Annotated in this window: 14 protein-coding genes and 1 tRNA gene; 10 read left to right on the top strand and 5 right to left on the bottom strand. The window is 58.1% G+C overall.

The annotated features are described in order from the left end of the window. The first annotated feature begins 143 nt into the window (after nucleotides 1-143). The 7 genes from D8M41_RS02705 (at nucleotide 144) to D8M41_RS02675 (ending at nucleotide 6598) form a co-directional block, all read left to right on the top strand. Nucleotides 144-806, top strand: coding sequence for a DUF6318 family protein (locus D8M41_RS02705; RefSeq protein WP_023132875.1), 663 nt, complete (start codon nucleotides 144-146; stop codon nucleotides 804-806). A gap of 121 nt (nucleotides 807-927) precedes the next feature. Then, nucleotides 928-1578, top strand: coding sequence for a DUF6318 family protein (locus tag D8M41_RS02700; protein WP_126926348.1), 651 nt, complete (start codon nucleotides 928-930; stop codon nucleotides 1576-1578). Nucleotides 1579-1670: 92 nt separating this feature from the next. Further along, nucleotides 1671-2324: a DUF6318 family protein gene (locus D8M41_RS02695; RefSeq protein WP_023132877.1), complete on the top strand. Its 654-nt coding sequence runs from the start codon at nucleotides 1671-1673 to the stop codon at nucleotides 2322-2324. Between the two features lie 135 nt (nucleotides 2325-2459). Beyond that, nucleotides 2460-3395 (top strand): cysteine synthase A, encoded by a 936-nt coding sequence (gene cysK, locus D8M41_RS02690; RefSeq protein WP_006887822.1) that lies wholly within the window; start codon nucleotides 2460-2462, stop codon nucleotides 3393-3395. A gap of 219 nt (nucleotides 3396-3614) precedes the next feature. Beyond that, the gene (epsC, locus tag D8M41_RS02685; RefSeq protein WP_006887821.1) at nucleotides 3615-4199 is read left to right on the top strand and encodes a serine O-acetyltransferase EpsC; all 585 of its coding nucleotides are present in this window, start codon (nucleotides 3615-3617) and stop codon (nucleotides 4197-4199) included. Between the two features lie 252 nt (nucleotides 4200-4451). Further along, entirely contained in the window at nucleotides 4452-5504 is a 1053-nt protein-coding gene (locus D8M41_RS02680; RefSeq protein WP_051122015.1) for a hypothetical protein, read from the top strand. A 350-nt stretch (nucleotides 5505-5854) separates the two neighbouring features. Then, nucleotides 5855-6598: a DUF6318 family protein gene (locus tag D8M41_RS02675; RefSeq protein ID WP_006887819.1), complete on the top strand. Its 744-nt coding sequence runs from the start codon at nucleotides 5855-5857 to the stop codon at nucleotides 6596-6598. A gap of 142 nt (nucleotides 6599-6740) precedes the next feature. Here the strand turns inward: D8M41_RS02675 and gndA are convergent, their stop codons facing one another. Together gndA and D8M41_RS02665 are read right to left on the bottom strand one after the other, a co-directional pair. Further along, a complete protein-coding gene (gndA, locus tag D8M41_RS02670; protein ID WP_006887805.1) occupies nucleotides 6741-8222 on the bottom strand; it encodes an NADP-dependent phosphogluconate dehydrogenase in 1482 nt (493 codons plus the stop codon). 172 nt (nucleotides 8223-8394) lie between these two features. Then, nucleotides 8395-8467, bottom strand: a tRNA-Val gene (locus D8M41_RS02665). A 457-nt stretch (nucleotides 8468-8924) separates the two neighbouring features. Here D8M41_RS02665 and aceE point away from each other — a divergent pair. The 3 genes from aceE (at nucleotide 8925) to D8M41_RS02650 (ending at nucleotide 15293) form a co-directional block, all read left to right on the top strand. Further along, a complete protein-coding gene (gene aceE, locus D8M41_RS02660; protein WP_126926347.1) occupies nucleotides 8925-11663 on the top strand; it encodes a pyruvate dehydrogenase (acetyl-transferring), homodimeric type in 2739 nt (912 codons plus the stop codon). A gap of 249 nt (nucleotides 11664-11912) precedes the next feature. Further along, nucleotides 11913-13766, top strand: coding sequence for an AAA family ATPase (locus D8M41_RS02655; RefSeq protein ID WP_161970766.1), 1854 nt, complete (start codon nucleotides 11913-11915; stop codon nucleotides 13764-13766). Continuing rightward, nucleotides 13767-15293: a 5-methylcytosine restriction system specificity protein McrC gene (locus D8M41_RS02650; RefSeq protein ID WP_126926345.1), complete on the top strand. Its 1527-nt coding sequence runs from the start codon at nucleotides 13767-13769 to the stop codon at nucleotides 15291-15293. It begins immediately after the preceding gene. Between the two features lie 30 nt (nucleotides 15294-15323). On the opposite strand, the gene D8M41_RS12055 is transcribed toward D8M41_RS02650, so the two are convergent. The 3 genes from D8M41_RS12055 to D8M41_RS02640 are packed head-to-tail and all read right to left on the bottom strand — an operon-like array spanning nucleotide 15324 to nucleotide 19906. Next, nucleotides 15324-15446, bottom strand: a complete 123-nt coding sequence (locus D8M41_RS12055; protein ID WP_255406307.1) for a hypothetical protein — start codon at nucleotides 15444-15446, stop codon at nucleotides 15324-15326. Between the two features lie 9 nt (nucleotides 15447-15455). Then, nucleotides 15456-15644, bottom strand: a complete 189-nt coding sequence (locus tag D8M41_RS02645) for a hypothetical protein (RefSeq protein ID WP_126926344.1) — start codon at nucleotides 15642-15644, stop codon at nucleotides 15456-15458. Nucleotides 15645-15649: 5 nt separating this feature from the next. Next, entirely contained in the window at nucleotides 15650-19906 is a 4257-nt protein-coding gene (locus D8M41_RS02640; protein ID WP_126926343.1) for a non-ribosomal peptide synthetase, read from the bottom strand. Nucleotides 19907-19918: the final 12 nt, after the last annotated feature.

Below are 19918 nucleotides of genomic sequence, written 5' to 3'. Positions count from 1 at the left end.
ATGCGCGTACCCCGCCGGGAAGGGCCCGCCTAATCCGCTGGGATACTGAATGCTTTAGTAGATGAAAGTGGCTTGCATATCCCCAACTTTTGAGTGGGTAAAAGCTATAATCATGCTAGCTACTTCAACTGAAAGGCGTCCCGATGGCTGCTTCCGTGTCTCGTCGTTTTTTATTTACTGGCGCAGCTGGGGGTGCCTCCATCCTGTTTTTAAGCGCTTGCAGCTCCGGGGCGTCTGTGGTGGCCGCAGAGCGCACAGATTACAGTGGTGAGGTAACGTTCGGCAGTTTCCGCCGCGAAGGTGAATATACGGCACCTACCCGCACTGAGCCCGGTAAGAATGCTCCCGTACCAACGCTTCCACACAACGTTAATGAGCACACAGTGGCGGGCCTATATTCCACCATTGGTTTTATAGCTGCGAGTGTTACATATGCCTACCAAACCGGTGATACGGGCCGGAATCTGCTTGATGGCGAGTACTATAAACGCCTTGATACTGACTCACAGCCTTCTAGTGATTACAAGATATGGTTTGAGGCTCCCGATGTTAGGTTTACATTGAAAGATCCTATGCCAACACGTGAGGGCGATACGTACTCGTGGCCAGCCATAATGACGGCGAAACTGGGGAGTTTCCTGGTATCTGCCGGGCGTGCACGGGAGATCCCAGCTGAAAAGCGGGAACAAAAATACGAAGGCACTATAAAAGCGAGGTACAGTGATGGCGTGTGGCGTCTCAAGCTCGAGGAGTTACTCAGCGACGATACAAACAGCAGGTCTTCGGGCGGGTCAAAAACTATCTAAGGTCTACGGTGCTGCAGGGTTGGTTATTGGGGCCTAGCCCCCGTCTTTTGGGGTTTTGGGGCGGCCTCTTATAATGTTTGAGGTATCTCAACTTCGTGTGTTCAAAGGATCCCTGATCACCGTGCCTACTTCCATGAATCGACGGTCTTTGTTTGCCCTAGCCGGTTGCGGCGGCGCTCTGCTCCTTGCAGGGTGCAGCACCAGCAATATGTGGCTTGATCGGCAATATGATTACAGCGGAGAACTGAAGTTCGACAGCTACCGTCAGAATGGTGACTACCGGGAAGCGACTCGCTCTGAACCCGCCCAGAACGTGCCGGTTCCGGTGCTTCCTGCCCATGCGGATGAGCGCTCAGTGGCTGGGCTGTACAGCACTATTGGCTATATTTTTGCTTTCACAGAGTACATTATTGAAAGCAGAAACACAGGCGAAGCGCAACCCTATATGGAACGGTACCAGGGTCTTACCCAAGAGGAACTGGATCGGATGATCGGCAGCGGCAATAGCTGGTTTTCAAAGGTTCGGTACCACTGCACCATACACACCCCGCACCCCCAAAAGAAGGAAGAGGATGTGTATGAGTGGCCAATGGAGTATTTCATTAAATTCGGTGATTTTGAGGTTATCTCCGGGAAAGTACGCGAGACCCCAGCCAGCGCTACTAATAGTGTTACCAGGTCAGGCCCATTAAAGGCACGGTATGAGGATCATAAATGGGTGATTGATTTTTCGGAGTTTACCGCCAACACCAACGCATCTTCGGGTGTGTAATTAACGTATTTTCAGTATGTGTCGCACGTTTGCGCAAGAAGCTGCGGGGTATATAGTTATATCATCAGCGTCGTAAGTAGAGAGGTTCCCTCATGCCTTCTTCCGTGACTCGTCGCACTGCCTTCGGTGTATTTGGTATAGCTGGCATTAGTTTACTGAGCGCGTGTTCCGCTCGAAGCTCCTATAAAGGGAAAATTAACTTTAACTCCTACAAGGGCATAACCGCCGCCCTGTACAAACCCGGTACAGAGCAGGATCCTCCCGCTAATATTCCGGAGCCGGTGTATCCCGGCGGGACTGACGAACGTACAGCCGAAGGGTTGTACAAATTTATCGGCCATCGCGGAGCCTACTATAACTACCTCTTGTTTAAAGGCTTTACGTCTCCTTGGATTGAGCGCGGGTTTACGGATTCCTCCTCCTTCCTCAGGTACAGTACGTATCGTGATACTAGTGATAGGTGGCTCATTAGCGACACTTACGCTCCGCTGACGATATCCATCATGGACGACATGCCGTTTGAAGGCCCCAAAGACAATACCTATGTGTGGACTATAAAGCTTGAAGCGGACTCTGCCGCCCGCCTGTACGACAAAACAAGCCACCAATCCGTAAACCTTAACAGTCTCGAAGGTATCGGCACAGAATATAAAGGGTATTTCGAATACTCCTACGGCGAGTGGTGGATACTTGACAGGCGCTTCCTGCCATCCAGCTGGTCTCCCGGGAAAACAGCTTCTTTCTAATCTGCGTATCTGAAGACCCACTATATCTGTACCCCTGTGCCTCTGTTACGAACTGTGACAGCCAGCATTACACCGGCACCTTATGGGGGTAGAGTTACTGACGAAGAAATAAAATCAAACAAAGGAATTAGATTCATGGCGCAAATCGTTAACAGCATTGTTGATGCTATCGGCCAGACTCCGCTTGTCCGTTTGAACCGACTCTCTGAGGGTCTGCCCGGCAATATTGCGGTCAAACTTGAATTCTATAACCCCGCTGGTTCTGTGAAGGATCGCATCGGTCGCGCCATTATTGACGCTGCTGAGGAAGCTGGTGCACTGAAGCCCGGCGGCACCATTGTTGAGGGCACCTCCGGTAACACTGGTATTGCCCTAGCGATGGTGGGGGCAGCACGCGGCTACAACGTTATTCTGACCATGCCCGAGACCATGTCAGCCGAACGTCGTGTCCTGCTGCGTGCGTACGGTGCGAAAATTGTGCTCACCCCCGGCACCGATGGTATGAAGGGTGCCGTGGAGAAGGCTAAAGAGATTGTTGAGGGCACCGATAACGCGGTTCTCGCGTCCCAGTTCTCAAACGAGGCTAACCCCGCAATCCATTACAAGACCACCGGCCCCGAAATTTGGGACGCTACCGACGGCAAGATTGATATTTTTGTCTCTGGTATTGGTACCGGCGGCACCATCTCCGGTGCAGGTAAGTATCTGAAGGAGAAAAACCCGAACCTGAAGATCGTGGCCGTTGAGCCTCAGGATTCTCCGCTGCTTTCCGAGGGTCGCGTTGGCCCGCACAAGATTCAGGGGCTGGGGGCGAATTTCGTGCCTGATACTCTCAACCGTGATATTTATGATGCAGTTATCGCTGTTAGCGGCGAAGAAGCCATCCGCACCTCTCGCGCATTGGCTACCGAAGAAGGTATCCTGGGCGGTATCTCCTCGGGTGCAGCGGTGTATGCGGCTGTTGAGGAAGCCAAGAAGTCTGAGAATAAAGACAAGCTGATTGTCGCTGTTGTCCCCGATTTCGGTGAGCGTTACATTTCCACCGTCCTGTACGAGGATATTCGCGGCTAAACGTCCGCTGCAAACGCCCCACTACCCCGGTGCGCGGGGTGCGGTGGGGCGTTCTTGCGTGTTTAAGGTGCACGGGAATTTCCGGGCAGCTCACGATGTTTTATCACTGTGGTTCCCGCATAAGTGTTTGCTGTTCTCTCCCGCTCAGGTTTCCCTAGCGTGAAAACAGTCCCTGATGTTGGTACCTTTGGATGAACGCACAGTAAAAGAAGGATGACCATGGGATTCATCGCCCGTTTGCGTGAAGACATTGCAAACGTTCGCCAACACGACCCGGCCGCGCGCGGCACGGTCGAAATTATACTCAACTATTCGGGGATGCACGCCATCTGGTCGCACCGGCTGAGCCACAGACTGTGGCAGCGGGATACAACGAAGGCCCTGGCGCGTTCAATATCACAGTTCACTCGTTTTCTGACGGGCGTTGAAATTCACCCCGGAGCTACAATCGGGCGCCGGTTTTTTATTGACCATGGCATGGGCATTGTGATTGGTGAAACCACCGAAATAGGTGACGACGTGATGCTCTATCACGGGGTGACTTTAGGCGGCCGCTCCTTAGAGAAAGTGAAACGCCACCCTACGATCGGTGACCGCGTGACGATTGGGGCGGGCGCTAAAGTACTCGGTCCGGTACAGATCGGTGCTGACAGCGCTATTGGCGCGAATGCGGTGGTGGTAAACGATCACCCGCACGATTCGATTATTACAGGTATCCCGGCAAAATCGCGCCCGCGCACCCCAGAGAAGAAGAAACCGCTGGTGGATGCTGTGGAGTATATAGACCCGGCCATGTGGATCTAGCAGTATCTGTTTCCTTCACCAGCCACACGGCGCATTGAAAATACTGCCGCCTCGTTTTAAAACCAGGCGGCAGTAATTCCTAGGCGCACTGACCTTTGCCTGTTCACCACCATCTACCAGCCGGAGCTAAACGTAGAAGATCCATAATTCCGGAGAGCCTGGGGCACCGCATACAGCATTTGTTCAAAGATTCGCGGTAGCATGGGAAGGTCAGTGTTCCTCGCGTGAACCACCATCCTATGAGGAGAATCAATGTCTCAGTTCCCACCTACAGAAGGCCCTGATGGAGCGAACAATAATAGTGGCGCAGATCAGGCCGGAACACAGGGGTACCCGGATACGTCAGGGGCTACCAATCACGGGCCCCAATCGGCTCCCCTGAACGGACCGGATGGTAACCAACAGTATGGGGACGAAACGCTCCCTATGGATCCTTCAGCCGTGCGGCAGGCAGCCCAGTATAACGGCTACAACTCCGGGAACCTGAACGGGCAGGGATACAACACCGGCAATTTGAATGGCCAAGGGTATAACACTGGGAACCTTGGCGGCTACGGATACAACACCGGGAATCTGAACGGTCAAGGGTATAACACTGGGAATCTTGGCTACGGCCAAGGCCCCTATCAACAGGGGTACCCAAGCGGCCCTATTCCGCCCTATAACGGTGCTGTACCTGGCGGCCCATACGGCAGGAATTACGGTGACCTCTATGAGGAGGAAGATCGCCCCCGTCCCGTGTGGCCGTGGATGGTGGGGTTCTTGTGCGGTGCTGGCGTAATCGCCCTCGTAGTGGTACTCGTAGTGACTATCACAACACGTAATAATGAACCGAATAATATTGCTGGTGGAGCGACTTCTTCCTCCGCCTCGCCGTCGTCGTCTTCAGCGTCTTCTTCTTCGAGTTCCCCCTCGCCGTCAACGTCATCGTCTTCACCGCATTCCTACACCTCCACCCCATCCGCATCACGCTCTGCTTCTGCTACGCCTTCTATTGACCGGGCTACAACAAAGGTGAAGGTTGATGTTGAGGTCAAGGCTAACGGTAAAGCCCGCGTCTCTTACGGCCCGTACAGTTCCACCAGTACCGAGAACATTTCGAGCGACTGGCGTAAGGAAGGCATCGAGACTACTCTCAAGGACAGTTATACCCTTAATGCTTCCGGCTCGTACGGTGACGGTGGGGCCACTAAGGTTAGCTGCAAAATCACTGTTAACGGGGAAACCGTCTCAGAGAACCAAGCCAGCGGTACCTACTCCACGGTTTCGTGTCACATCCCTTACAGCTACGTGCCCAAGCAATAATTAACGCAGCAGCCGACACACAAACACTCACGCTACAGGCCCCGGTATCTTTAGATGATACCGGGGCCTTGTGTGCTCTCAGTAACCCGCAGGTTCACCCTGCACAGTTTCTGATGCTTACAGAAGGGCCTTTCGCAATATTAAAACATCAAAATGTACGTCGAATAATCAAAATAACCCTGAATAAGGTTACTATAGACTTATGTACTATATTCTTCCGGGAACACCTTTGAGCACATAAATATGCTTTTTAGCATTAAGACACTACAGTTAGTAGTTTTTAAGAGCGAACTATGAACTTACCTGTAATATCAGAATAAACTACCAAAGACTAGCAGAAAGGTAGAAACATGCCTTTATCCGTAACCCGCAGAGGCGCGGTTGCCCTCCTGGGCTTAGGCTCCGCATCCCTACTGGCAGCCTGCAGCCAGAGCAGTACGTCCACATCCGGCAGCTCATCATCAGCTTCAGAGACATCATCCTCGCAAACCAGTCCAGCTTCCACTAATGCATCGACAGAAGCCACCGGGCAGAAATACGATGCGGGTTCCAAAAACTACAAAGGGGTAGTTCCTCTAGTTGACCATTATGAGAATAAAACCTACGAGCCAGGTAATGAAGAGCATCCGCCCCGGAACGCGCCTAAGCCTCTCAAACCTGAGAATATGAATGAGGACTCGCTTGAAGGAGCGTACGCAACGCTCCGATATCAGGCATCGGTTTTTGATTACATCACTAAAACAGGTGACCTTGAACCACTTAAAGAGATGGAAGCCGCCAAGCCTGATATTGAATACATGCAGAGCTTTGAGACTTTCTACCAGAATATGGAATCATCAAAAACGTGGTTCTTTGATCGCAAGTTTGAGATGGACATTCTTGCCGACCCCATCGTATCCTCCTCTAAGATTACGTGGCGGTGCACCGAGACTTTCCTTAACGGCACCAAAGCAATTATTCGGGGTGAGTACCACGACGATCTCCCCGAAAAATACCAGTGGACGCGGCTGACCGGGTACGTTACCACCGAATACGTTAACGGACGCTGGGCTGTAACGCCTTATGTATCCGGCGGAGGTACCGGCGGGCACTAAATACAACGTGCCCTCAGCCTCAGGGCGCACCTTCTGCACACACTGATGCGGTGCGGGTATCTTCACCGTCTGGCCTAAAACCAGATACACGAAGACGCCCGCACCGCATAGTTATACAACCAGGGCAGCCCCGGGTGCAGTATTAGTGCACGTGAATGTCGGCGGCGTTCACCTCAGAACGGTCTCCACTCCACATAGTGTGGAAGGCCCCTTCTTCGTCCACACGCCCGTAAGTGTGCGCACCAAAGAAATCACGCTGCCCCTGAATTACGGCCGCAGGCAGGCGGTCACGGCGCAGGCCGTCATAATACGACAGGGCCGAAGAGAACACCGGTACCGGAACCCCAAGAGCGGTGGCTTTACCCACCACCCGGCGCCACGACGGAACCAGCTCATCCATCAAAGACTTGAACTGGGGTGCCAAAAGCATATTTGCCGGACGCTCACCGGAGTAGGCAGCCATAATATCGCCCAGCAGCTCGGCGCGGATGATGCACCCGGCACGCCACAGCGAAGCAATCACATCAAGCTTCAAATCCCAACCGTACTCGTCCCCCGCGCGGGCAATCATATCCATGCCCTGCGCGTAAGCAACCAGTTTCGAGGCCAACAGGGCACGGCGCACATCCTCAACAAATTCAGGATCCCCAGCACCGACACCGGTGGTCGCGATCAGGCCCGCAGGAAGCTGCTGCTGAGCCTGCTCACGGGCAACCGGATCAGATGATGAAAGCGCGCGGGCAAACACCGACTCTGCAATGGCAGAGACCGGGGCTCCCAAATCAAGGCCAGCCTGCACCGTCCAGCGGCCGGTTCCTTTCTGACCAGCCTGATCCAGGATCACGTCCACCAGAGGCTTACCGGTTTTAGCATCCACCTGGGCCAGCACCTCAGAGGTAATCTCAATCAGGTACGAATTGAGTTCGGTTTTGTTCCACGTCTTAAAAATCTGTGCCTGCTCCGCTGGTTCCAGCCCGGCAATAGAACGCAGAATATCGTACGCTTCCCCGATCACCTGCATATCGGCGTACTCAATACCGTTGTGAACCATTTTCACGAAGTGCCCCGCGCCATCAGTGGAAATCCACGCGCAGCATGGTGAACCGTCCTGGGGTGCCTTTGCCGAAATCTTCTCCAGCATAGGGCCCACATGCTGATACGACTGGGCAGATCCGCCCGGCATAATAGAGGGACCCCACAGTGCGCCCTCCTCACCACCGGAGACACCCACGCCCACAAAGTGCAGGCCCTTCTGCGCCAGCTCACGCTCGCGGCGGATCGTGTCTGGGAAATGCGAGTTACCGCCGTCAATAACAATATCGCCCTCATCCAGCAGGGGTGTTAGCTGCTCAATCACGGCATCAACCGGAGCACCAGCTTTCACCATCACCAAGATACGCCGCGGCGACTCCAATGAGTCAACCAGCTGCTGTAGTGATTCGGTACGAATAAAATCACCATCTTGCCCGTGCTCGGCAAGAAGCGCGTCGGTTTTCTCGACGGAACGGTTATGCAGCGCCACAGTGTAGCCGTTGCGGGCCAAGTTACGGGCCAGGTTCGCGCCCATCACCGCCAGGCCGGTTACACCAATTTGCGCCTTTTTACTCTCGATATTTTCAGTCATGTATATAAGGGTACGCTGATTTATACACAGATGCGGTGCACGGATCGCCAATTATGCGCACGGGTGAGCGGCCCGCTGCTATCTCGGTAGACCACCACAGCGAATGTACCCATGTCCCCAGGGACAATAACGAGAAGGCCCCGTCCTTAGACGGGGCCGCATCGATAAATTGTGGGTCCTACCGGGATCGAACCGATGACATCCACGGTGTAAACGTGGCGCTCTACCAGCTGAGCTAAAGACCCATTGTGCTCACCAAACCGGCGAACAAGGTAATACTATACGGGGTCTTTGCAGGGAGCGCAAACCCGTTGAGGGTGTTATACATCTCAGTGCTTTGGGGCGGCGCGGGTGAAGAAAATTACACGGCACAGTACAGCCCGCCGCCCTTCACCTCAAAAACCCAAAGTAATACCGCAAAACCCAACACAGAACCACCATGCAGCGTAAAATCTGCACGGTACAGGCAAAAATATCTTTGGCTTTTCTCCTGCAAATCCGCAGGCACCCAACCCACCCGCTGACAGCAGTCCCCAAAAAATCCTTCACAACAGCAAAACCAGGGTCAAATAAGGACTAAAATAGTAGAGAAAGAAGTGCGCCGACCACCACGTTCGGCCCACTTGCCTGCTAGGGGTGTCACCCGCGGAGAATCGCCGTCGTAACACCTTCACAACTGAACACAAGAGAGGTTGGATTAGTTTGGGTAACGCAAAACCGAACGAACACGCCCTGAGCACTCTTCTCGACGGACTGAAAGACGTCGATACTGAAGAAACCCAGGAGTGGGCCGAGTCCCTTGAGGACCTTATTAAAACTCACGGCACCGAACGTGCCGAATACATCCTGCGCTCGCTTCTGCAGGAAGCTGGCAAGAAGGGTGTAGAGGTACCCACCATTGTCAATACCGACTACATTAACACTATCCCCGCCGACCAGCAGCCTGCTTACCCCGGCGATGAGGAACTTGAGCGTCAATACCGCGCCTGGATCCGCTGGAACGCAGCCATTATGGTGCAGCGTGCACAGAAGAAAGACATCGGCGTTGGCGGGCACATCTCCACCTACGCGGGTATCGCCGACCTGTACGAGATGGGCCTGAACCATTTCTTCCGCGGCCGCAACCACCCCGGCGGCGGCGACCAAGTCTTCTTCCAGGGCCACTCCTCCCCCGGCGTGTACTCCCGCGCATTTGTTGAGGGTAAGCTCACTGCCGAGCAGATGGATGGTTTCCGTCAGGAAAAAACAAAAGGCGCGAATGGAATCCCCTCATATCCGCACCCGCGTTGCATGCCTGATTTCTGGCAGTTCCCGACCGTTTCGATGGGTCTGGGCCCGCTGAATGCCATCCACCAGGCATCCTTTAACCGCTACCTGCACAACCACAAGATTAAGGACACCTCCCAGCAGCACGTGTGGGCGTTCCTTGGCGACGGCGAAATGGACGAACCCGAATCGCGTGGTGCGCTGCAGCTGGCAGCCAACGAAAAGCTCGACAACCTGACCTTCGTCGTGAACTGCAACCTGCAGCGCCTCGACGGCCCCGTTCGCGGTAACGGCAAAATTGTTCAGGAGCTTGAGGCATTCTTCCGCGGTGCAGGCTGGCACGTCATTAAGGTGCTGTGGGGCTCCGACTATGATGCCCTGCTTCAGAAGGATAAGAGCGGCAAGCTCATCCAGCTGATGAATGAGACTCTCGACGGCGACTACCAGACCTTCCGCGGCGAAGACGGCGGGTACATTCGCGAGCACTTCTTCGGCAAGTACCCCGAAACCAAGGAACTGGTTGCAGACCTGAGCGACGAGCAGATCTTCAACCTGCGACTTGGCGGGCACGACGACAAGAAGCTCTACGCCGCCTACAAGGAGGCACTGGAAACCAAGGGCCGCCCCACCGTCATCCTGGCTCAGTCCATTAAGGGTGCTGAGCTGGGCCCCTTCTTCGAGGCACGCAACTCAACCCACCAGATTAAGAAGTTCACCATGGAAGCCCTCAAAGGCTTCCGTGACCACCTGAACATCCCCATCTCGGATGAGGAGCTGGAGAAGGACCTCTACAACCCGCCGTACTATGTGCCTTCAGCAGACCACCCGGCCCTGCAGTACATGCACAAGCGCCGTGAGGAGCTGGGCGGGTACATTCCGCACCGCCCGAACACTCAGCCCGAAATCACCCTGCCGGATGATAAAGCATACGCCGGTGCTAAGAAGGGCTCCGGTAAGCAGGAAGCCGCCACCACCATGGCGTTCGTGCGCCTGATGAAGGACCTGATGCGTGTGAAAGGCTTCGGCCACCGCATCGTACCCATCACCCCGGATGAGGCACGCACCTTCGGTATGGACGCGTTCTTCCCCTCCGCTAAGCTGTACAACCCCAACGGCCAGAACTATGTGCCGGTGGATCACCAGCTCATGCTCTCCTACACAGAGTCGCCTGAGGGTCAGATCCTTCACGTGGGTATTAACGAGGCGGGCGCAACCGCAGCGTTCACCGCTGTTGGTTCGTCCTTCGACACCCACGGTGAGCCCATGATCCCGATCTACATCTTCTACTCGATGTTCGGGTTCCAGCGCACCGGCGACGCCTTCTGGGCTGCTGCTGACCAGATGGTACGCGGCTTCGTGATCGGCGCAACCGCAGGGCGTACCACGCTCTCCGGTGAGGGTCTGCAGCATATGGATGGCCACTCGCCCATCCTGGCAAGCACCAACCCTGCGTTCAAGATCTACGACCCGGCGTACGGCTACGAGATTGCGCACATTGTGAAGCGCGGTATTGAGCAGATGTACGGCAACCTCGACGAAGATCACGACGTCATGTACTACCTGACCGTGTACAACGAGCCGATCCACCAGCCCGCAGAACCCGAAAATGTGGACGTGGAAGGCATCGTCAAGGGCATCTACAAGGTGCAGGACTCCCCGCTGGCATCCGGGCCGAAGGCCCAGCTGCTGGCATCCGGTGTTGCTGTGCCGTGGGCTATCGAAGCGCAGAAGCTCCTGGCCGAAGACTGGGGCGTATCCGCCGACGTCTGGTCCGTAACCTCCTGGACCGAGCTGCGCCGCGATGGTGTGGCTGCCGAAGAAGAAGCCCTGCTGAACCCCGGCCAGCCCGCTCGCGTGCCCTACGTGACGCAGAAGCTCGCCGGTGCGAACGGCCCGATCATCGCATCGACCGACTACACCTCGGATGTGCCCGATCAGATCCGCCAGTTCGTGCCGAACGACTTTGCAACCCTCGGTGCCGACGGCTTCGGCTTCGCCGACACCCGCCCGGGTGCGCGCAGGTTCTTCCACATCGACGCACAGTCGATGGTGGTGCGCACCCTGCAGATGCTCGCCAAGAACGGTGAAGTACCTGCCGACGCCGCAGCCCAGGCATTCGCAAAGTACGACCTGACGAACGTCAACGCCGTTCAGAGCACAAACAACGACGACTAGTCTAATGCGCCACATGGGCACCACCCGGTGACCGTTTCGGGGGCTTCGCTTCCTCACCCATGGTGAGGGCGCGAAGCCCCCGAATCTATGGCCGCGCACGGCATATTATGCGCCATTACCACCCACAAGAAACCGCCTATAGGGTTCATCCTCAGGGTTAGCCGTTCCCCGTGATACCCCCACAAAATGGTAAAAATGGGTGGGCATATTTGCGATAATAAGAAAGGCAGAAAAATAACTAGGAGAGCCATGTCCGACACCACCTACACTTCACAGGCGACCACAGCGCCGTCATCCGGTGCGGGGATGTCTCACGCCTACAACCTGTCAAAAGCGGTGCACCAGCTGCAAACCCAGCTTCAAGGCAAATGGCCCACAGGACACTCAGTTTTCCACCCCAGGTTCACCCCGCTCAGAGAGCTCAGGGACAAACTGCACATCACCGACCCGAACGGTGTACCCACCTACTGCGACCCCGAGAATATTAGCCTCAAATCCCTCGAAGACGGCATTATGATGCACTGCATCATCCTCGATAAAACCAAAGGGCTGCTCGCGATCACCGAAGACAACGGCGACCCCAAACCCTACCGGGGAAAATACGTCACGAACTACATTAACTATGTGTTCAGGTACCTCTCCATCGACACGAAAGTGAATATTAGCGAGATGGACGGGTACCCCAACATTAACACCAAAAACGCGAAAAACCGGTCGCTGCTGGATATCCTAGACTTCCTGTACGAATACCAAGACAGCATAGTGCACGCCCTCGGCTTTAACCCGCTGGACGATTTACAAATATGCTTCTTCCCCATCCTGCACCCCGGGTTCAATTTCCCCCGGGACACTCCCCAGCAAATCCTGGACTGGTACACCACATCCTCATACAAGATAGGGCTTTTCAGCTCGCCCCTCGAAAACAAAAACATGGGAATCATCAAAAAACTCAACGACTACTCAAACGTCATTGCCGAAGGCGTTGCCGGCTGCGGCAAGTCCCACATGCTTGAAAGTCTGAAAGACACCACCATCAACGGCGGTTACGGACCCGAAAACGTGACCACCGTGGTGTTCCACCCCTCCACCTCGTACGAAGAGTTCGTGAGCGGGTTACGGCCCAACTTCGCTTACGGCACCGAGACCCCGGACTTCATCTCCCATGAGGGGATCTTCCTGCAAGCCTGCGCCAAGGCGGTGCGACTAGCCCGCAGCTACGCCGCCCACCGTGCCCGCACCGGGGCAGACACCTCCCTGGGGCAGGACCCCGCCCACCGGGAAGCCCCAGCTCACCTGCTCTTTATCGACGAGATCAACCGCGCCAACACCTCCCGTGTCTTCGGCGACCTCATGCTCGTTCTTGAAAAGTCCAAACGCCACAACTACGCCACCGACACCGACGGCGACTGGCAAAACCATATGCACGGGGCGCTCGTGGCAAACTACGACCGGGAAGATTCCTCCAGCAGTGCCCAGCCCGTCACCATCCCCCCGCATGTAACCTACGCAACCCTGCAAACCCCCGTGTTTGTGCCGCGCATTCGCGACGACGGCACCCAAGACTGGTCACGCGGGCGCAGCTACAGCCGCCTCGTAGTGCCCGACAACCTGCACATCCTCGGCACCATGAACTCCACCGACCGGTCCGTAGGAACCATCGACCTAGCGCTGCGGCGCCGCTTCCACTGGCACGAGATGGAGCCCATGCGCAAAGACGATCTGAAAGAAGCCCTCACCGCCGCAGGCCGGGACCTTGAGGCAGACCCCGAGCTATCGCTGCTGGTCGACGCCTACGACAGGCTCAACACCTCCCTCAAAAACGAGGTGGGGCCCGACGCCCGGCTAGGCCACGCCTACTTCTTTGAGCCCAAAGCCAGCGCACCAGAAATTGCTGATGCGCTACTCACCCAGCTTGCAGAAGTCGCCGCGACCTTCAACATTAAAGAAACCCCGCACACCAACCCGGACTTCCCCCGTAAACTTGCCGGGATAAGCGACCTGTGCGGCCGGTACGTGGAATACGTGGGCCACGGGCTGGGCAGGCGCCCCCACATTGGCGGCACCTGGAACCCGATCATGGCGCGACTATACGAGGCCGCATAAGTGGGCGAATACTGCTATTTCCAGGCGGGAGTCGCCGGACAACGCGCCGGGGTAACCGTCGTAACACTCGGCGATAACGAACATATCCGCACCCCCGAGACAGTGCGCACCCTCGCCATTCACGTACTCCCCAAAATCTGGTCACCCAACGGGCGGCGCAACATTATTGAGCCGCTGCCCGCCGACCGGCCGCACCCCACGCACCTGCTCGATGAAACCGGCTGCCTGCACGTATACCTGTACGAGCGGGAAATCCTGAAGCTGCCCGCCAACTGGCAGCAGCCCTTCAGCGCCGTCGTAGGCTCAGACAACGAACCCGCCGAAAGCAACCGCCGGGAAGACACCCCCTACGTTGACCTGTGGAACGCCCCCGCGTGGGAGCCGCACACCCGCGACGCAGATTTCACCATCGGACGGGTCATCCGCCCCGGCAGCGACGAAGAATTCACCCCCGTACGGCAGTTTTGGCGCATCCTCGAACACTACCACCAGGCACCGGTTGAGGACGCCACCTCCCGCACCGTACCGCCGCAGGGCCTAGGCATTTTCTCGCGCATCGACTGGCTACAAGAGCCGACATACCGCAAATTCCTGAACCTATGCAAAAACGCGCTGGAACACCGCCGCCCACGGTTCGAATCAGAAACCGACGAACTGGGGTTCGTGCGGGGCCGCATGGTGCTCGATAAACTCATCGACCGGCAAGCCACCCACCGCACCGGGGTGGTGTGCGAATTCGACTCACTCACCACAGACATTCACCTGTGGCAGGTGATCCGCGCCGGGCTGCAGCGGGTAGCGATGCAGGCGAAAGACGCCCAGCTGCGCCAGCAAGCCCTCGGCTACGAAGCGACCCTGCGCGATGTGAGCGTACACAACGCCCAAACCCTGCTGAATGAGCGGCTCTCCCCCACGTTCATGGCACGCATCCCCGATGAACAGGCGCTCGCCTACCGGTATGCGCGGGCAATTATTGCCCAGCAGTTCGGGTTCGGGTTCGATACCGACCCGTATGAGGCCGGGGTAATCGCCAACATTAAATACGACACCTCCATTCTGTGGGAGACAATGCTGGAAAAAGCCCTCCTGCAGGCGCTCCCCGCAGGCATGTACACGCTCAATACCCTGCCGAAGTTCAGCTACATTCGCAGGCCCGCCACCAACAGCGCCGTGCTGAAACGCCCCGCCGAGATCCGCCCCGGGTTCGTGGTACGCACCGCCGACACCGGTGCGCCGGTATGTGTGCTTGAGGCGAACTACGACCCGATACCGCGCAGCTTTGAGCACGTGCGGGAACGCGATTTTAACCGGATTCTGCAATACGCGTACCGGGTGGGGTGCCACGCCCACCTGCTGTTCCCCGACACGAGGGTGCACAACGGTCCGGTTGATATTGTGTACACTGGCTCCCCCACCGGTGAGGATTTTCACCTGGGGATTTTTGGGGTGCAGTTCCCCGACCCTATTGACTCCTCCATCACCCTGGATGTGAGCCATATTGTGCATGGGATTCTGCAGAATAGCTGATTAACTATTTTTCATTTGTCGGCGCCTTATTCACGGTAATTTAGCGATAAAGGCGGCGGCATCATTAATAGCCGAGACGAGCTGCCCCAGACTATTGGCGGCTAAAGAGCGCAGCGGGCACTGCCAGTCACAGTTCCCAATCACATACACCATGAACCCGCCCTACCCGGCACCAGCGGAATACCAGCCCACATCCAGCAGGTACTTCCCGTCACCGTACGAAACCTGCAATAAGTCCTCAACAAGGTCCATCTCCTCGGCGGGTATTTGCGGGTCTTCCAGCGCCCACAAAGGGTTATCGTAGGTGATAACACCGCCCCTGAAATCTACCGGCATGACTGCGCCACCCACTTAGTCTACTCTGCTGGCCCCGAATCGAACGCCTCGGCAACGATCTGCGGGATATACGCCGGGTTCACCAAATCCGGGTGGGTGCCGTCAACCCGCACCACACGCAAAGAACCCGCGTGGCTTTCCCACCCGTGAGCATCCAGGTACGGCTGATCCTCATGGGGCACCGCGAACATCGTCACCGCACCCGAAAAGTCCAGTTGCCGTGCCCCGCGCATGAGTGCAGCCGAGGCGCGCATCGACTCCAAGCACACGCCCAGCTTATCCTCAGGCAGGTGCCCCATCGCCGAACCGGCCTGCCGCAGCCGCTTCAAAGTACCGGGAAGATCCAGTACCTCACCGGGGGCAGCCTCCGGCAGGCCACCCATCCGCAGCAAGGCACGGAAGCTTTCCTGCTCATCCGGGGCGGGAACGCCCTGCCACTGCTCGGCGGGGTACGCATCCAGCAGCACTGTACGTTCCACGGCGATGCCGGCGTCCTCCGCCAATGCGGCAACCTCTACAGCGGCCGTACCGCCCACCGACCAGCCCATGAGCTCAATACGCGCGGGTAGGTTAGCGTCCCGCAAGGTCTGGCGGATACGCCCCAAATACTCCTGAGCAAGCTCACGTAACGTGCTGGGGAACCCTGCGTGCGGGTCAGAAAAGGCGGACGCCTGCACGGCGTACACCGGCTGATTCGCGGGCAGATGCGCCAGGTACCCGGCGTAGCACCAGCCCAGCCCGCCCGCCGGGGGCAGCACAAACAGCGGCGCGGGGGTATCGGGGGTCAGTTCCGTGTCGACGGCACGCAGCGGCAGCACAGGGGCAAATTCCAGCCCCGCATCCTGCTCCAATGCCCGGGTGAGGCCCTCAACCGTGGGATTCGCAAACAGGGCACCGATGCTCACAGACAATCCCAGCTGCTCGCCAATAGCGGCAATAACCTCAAGCGCTGCCAGCGAATGGCCCCCGGCTGCGAAAAAATCTTCGGTGGTGCCGAACCGTTCCCGCCCCAGCACACGCGCGAAAATAGTGCACAGTTGCTGCTCCAGCAGCCCGTGCGGGCCGCGCGCATCGGCAGCGGCCGTAGCGAACCTGAACTGAGCCAGCTGTTTACGGTCCGCCTTACCGGAGGCGCTCACCGGCAGCGTCTCCATCGTGTGCCAGAGGGAAGGAACCATGTAGTCGGGCAGGTTCCGCTCGCAGGCCCGGCGCGCGTCAGCAATAATCTCTTCACGCTGTTCCGTGCTGAGGGTGCCTACCTCAAGGAACGCGGCGAGCGCGGGCTCCCGCAGCCCCGTGTACAGCAGCGCCACCGCGCCGGTGACTGAGTGAAGCGAAGTGAGTACCGTCTCAATATCGCCAAGTTCGAGGCGCTGCCCGCGCAGTTTCACCTGGTTATCGGAGCGCCCGCGGTACACGATCACTCCGCGCGGCGGCTTATCGTCTGTGGCCCCCGGCAGTATCTCCCAGGCGGCAAGGTCACCGGTGCGGTACACCCTCATGCCGCTGGGGGCGTCCTGCCCAAATGCGGAGGCGGTGGCTTGCGGGTTATTCACATACCCCTGGGCCAGCTGCACACCTGAGAGGTACAGTTCGCCGGTAATGCCCGGCGGTACGGGCCGCCCCGCCCTATCCAGGATATGCGTTCCTGTGTTCCACACGGGCTCCCCGATGGGGATGATTTCCCGTTCTGGGTCTTCGGCGGTATCCCAGAACGTGACGTCAACCGCGGCTTCGGTGGGGCCGTACAGGTTCAGCGGGTACGCCCCAAGCACCCGGTGCGCGCCGAGCACCTGGTCTTTCTGCAGGGCCTCACCGGAGCAGACGAGGTAGCGTAAACGCCGGTCGGTTTCTTGGGGTCCGAACTCGGCGCTTTTAAGAACACGCCGGGCGGTCGGTGACGTAATAAACGCGGCGAGCATGGTCGGCACGAAGTGCACGCACGTGATGTCCTGCTCGGCGGTCACGCGTGCTAAATATTCGGGGTCGCGGTGCCCTTCGGGGGCGGCGATAACGACCGCTGCGCCTTCTTGAAGCGGCCAGTACAGTTCCCACACGTGCACATCAAACGAGATGGGGGTTTTGTGGAGTACCCGGTCACCGGGGGCGACCGGGATTTTTGACTGCTGCCAGCGCAGCCGGTTGTCGATGGCGCGGTGGCTGACGGCCACGCCTTTGGGCCTGCCCGTTGAGCCTGAGGTGAAAAGAATATAGGCGGTGTCGTCAAGCTCCGTCTCGTGTCCGGGCAGAATAGCGGATGCTGGTGCGGCATCCGCGGGGAGCGGGTGCTGCGCGGTCGGGGTGAGGGCGGTGAAGGGCAGCTGCGGCAGGTTCGTGAACCGTTCTGGGTTTTCCGGGGACAGTTCGGCCGGGGCGAGCAGGCCCAGCCCGGGGCCGTTGAGCAGGGCGGAGCATCCGGCGTCGGTGAGCATGTGGCCGACCCGTTCTGCGGGCAGTTCGGGTAGGATCGGCACGTAGATAGCACCCGCATAGAGCGCCGCGTAGACCGCAATATACTGCTCGATACCCCGGTTGAATCGTAGGCCGACGGCGGTTCCGGGGCGTACCCCGGCGGCCACGAGGGAGGCAGCGAGCGCGCGGGCGCGGGCATCAAGCTGCGCGTAGGTGAGGGTGTGGTTGAATTCGTGTGCGTGCGGGGATTCAGGGGTGAGGGTGTACCGTTCCCCCGGTGCGGCCGCGATGAGGGCGGGTTCGTTGGGGTGTGCGGCTACAGCGTCGGTGAACCGCTGCAGCAGGGTTTTATATTCGATGTGGTGCCCGGTGCTGTTGAAAACGTTAATGGTCTCCAGTTCTGCGGGCAGGGCTGTGGTGATCGCCTCAAGCGGCAGCTCGTTGGTGGCTGCGGTGGCCCAGTTCTGCAGCCAGGCACCCATATGCCGTGCGTGTGCCTGCACCTGTTCCATGGTGTACAGGTTAGGGTTGGCGTCTAGCTCCAGGTAGATGGGGTTTCCGCGCCCTGGCATGCCGCGCAGGGTGACGGTCATGTCGGCGACCGGGCCTGCGCTCACATTGTGGATGCGCGCCACGGGCGCGGGGGCACCGGGCAGTTCGTCGGTGCCAGGTGTTGGTACACCGAGGGTGAGCACCGCATCGAACGGGACAATATTAATCTGCGCCCCAAAGAGGCGGGAGTCGTTGCGTGCTGCGGCCCGTTCCAAGTCTTCTTGACGTGCCAGGGGGTGCTGGGTGTTGCGGGCGAATTGGTCTTTGACGGAGCTCAGGGCCGCCGCGATGGACCCGAGGGAAGGTACCTGCACGGGCAGCACGTTCACGGCGGTGGTTCCGGTGTTTGCACTGGTTTTGCCGAGGGCTCGGGTTGGTTCGGGCAGGGTGGGGCCGAACATGCGGTTCATTTGGGGGATGCCGAACGCGGCCGTATCGTACCCGCCAATACGTCCCAGGTACGCGCCGATGGCTGCGGTTGCGGCGACCGGCCAGGACGCCCCATATTTTTTGGCTGCCGCCAGCATGTTCTGCTGTACCGTGTTCGGGATGGGCAGTGAGGCCCGTAACGCGCGGGGGGCGGGTGCGGCGGTGTGCGCGGCTAGGGAGGTGTCGGGCTGTTCGAGCGCGGTGGCCCCTTCCCCGGCGGTCCAGTACTCGTAGTCGCTAGCGCGGGCGGGTTCAGCGGCATTATCGGCGGCGATAAGTTCGGCCAGCGAGGCGCGGCTGACGGGTGGAACCGGGTGCCCGCTGCTGAGTGCACGGTAGATACTGGCGATGCGGGAAAGCCCGTTGAATGCCGCGAACCCGTCGGCCACTACGTGGTGGAAGCTGTGGTACACCCATAGCCTGTCGGCGTAGAAGGCGACACGGGAACGAACGGTAATACCGGCGTCCGGGTTGAGGGGTTCGGCGATGAGGGATGACGCCCAGGCGCGCACCATGGCCGGTACCGGCTCACTGTCTGGTTCTTCCTCATGAGGGTTCTCGGGTACGGGCAGCAGCTCAATGTTTTCCAGAAACTCAGTGTTTTCCAGAAATTCGTCGAGACCCAGCATCTGCTGTTCGGCGCGGCCCGCGTGCAGGCGGGTGCGTACCCGGAACCCCTCGTTTTCCTCGTAGAGACGCCGCAGGGCTTGCCGCAGCGTGTCAAGGTTGGTGCCGACGGGGCATTCGAGCAGCTCTGCCGTGTTATAACAGGGGTTGGTAGGGTCAATTGCGGCGGCAAGGTAGATGCCGCGCGCGTTCGCACTCAACGGTAGCCAGGGCGTCGTATCCGGGGTGCTGGCGGGTGCAGGCTCGGTGGTGCTCATGGCGGGCTGGCC

Source organism: Rothia sp. HSID18069, assembly GCF_003989155.1.
Classification (GTDB): domain Bacteria; phylum Actinomycetota; class Actinomycetes; order Actinomycetales; family Micrococcaceae; genus Rothia; species Rothia aeria.
This window is presented reverse-complemented; position numbering and strand designations above follow the sequence as displayed.

Bases quoted from the DNA above. Each gene is read 5' to 3' on its own strand.
- D8M41_RS02695 (WP_023132877.1), top strand. From the start codon at position 1,671: ATGCCTTCTTCCGTGACTCGTCGCACTGCCTTCGGTGTATTTGGTATA.
- D8M41_RS02640 (WP_126926343.1), bottom strand. From the start codon at position 19,906: ATGAGCACCACCGAGCCTGCACCCGCCAGCACCCCGGATACGACGCCC.
- D8M41_RS02675 (WP_006887819.1), top strand. From the start codon at position 5,855: ATGCCTTTATCCGTAACCCGCAGAGGCGCGGTTGCCCTCCTGGGCTTA.
- gndA (WP_006887805.1), bottom strand. From the start codon at position 8,222: ATGACTGAAAATATCGAGAGTAAAAAGGCGCAAATTGGTGTAACCGGC.
- epsC (WP_006887821.1), top strand. From the start codon at position 3,615: ATGGGATTCATCGCCCGTTTGCGTGAAGACATTGCAAACGTTCGCCAA.
- cysK (WP_006887822.1), top strand. From the start codon at position 2,460: ATGGCGCAAATCGTTAACAGCATTGTTGATGCTATCGGCCAGACTCCG.
- D8M41_RS02680 (WP_051122015.1), top strand. From the start codon at position 4,452: ATGTCTCAGTTCCCACCTACAGAAGGCCCTGATGGAGCGAACAATAAT.
- D8M41_RS02705 (WP_023132875.1), top strand. From the start codon at position 144: ATGGCTGCTTCCGTGTCTCGTCGTTTTTTATTTACTGGCGCAGCTGGG.
- D8M41_RS12055 (WP_255406307.1), bottom strand. From the start codon at position 15,446: ATGGTGTATGTGATTGGGAACTGTGACTGGCAGTGCCCGCTGCGCTCT.
- D8M41_RS02655 (WP_161970766.1), top strand. From the start codon at position 11,913: ATGTCCGACACCACCTACACTTCACAGGCGACCACAGCGCCGTCATCC.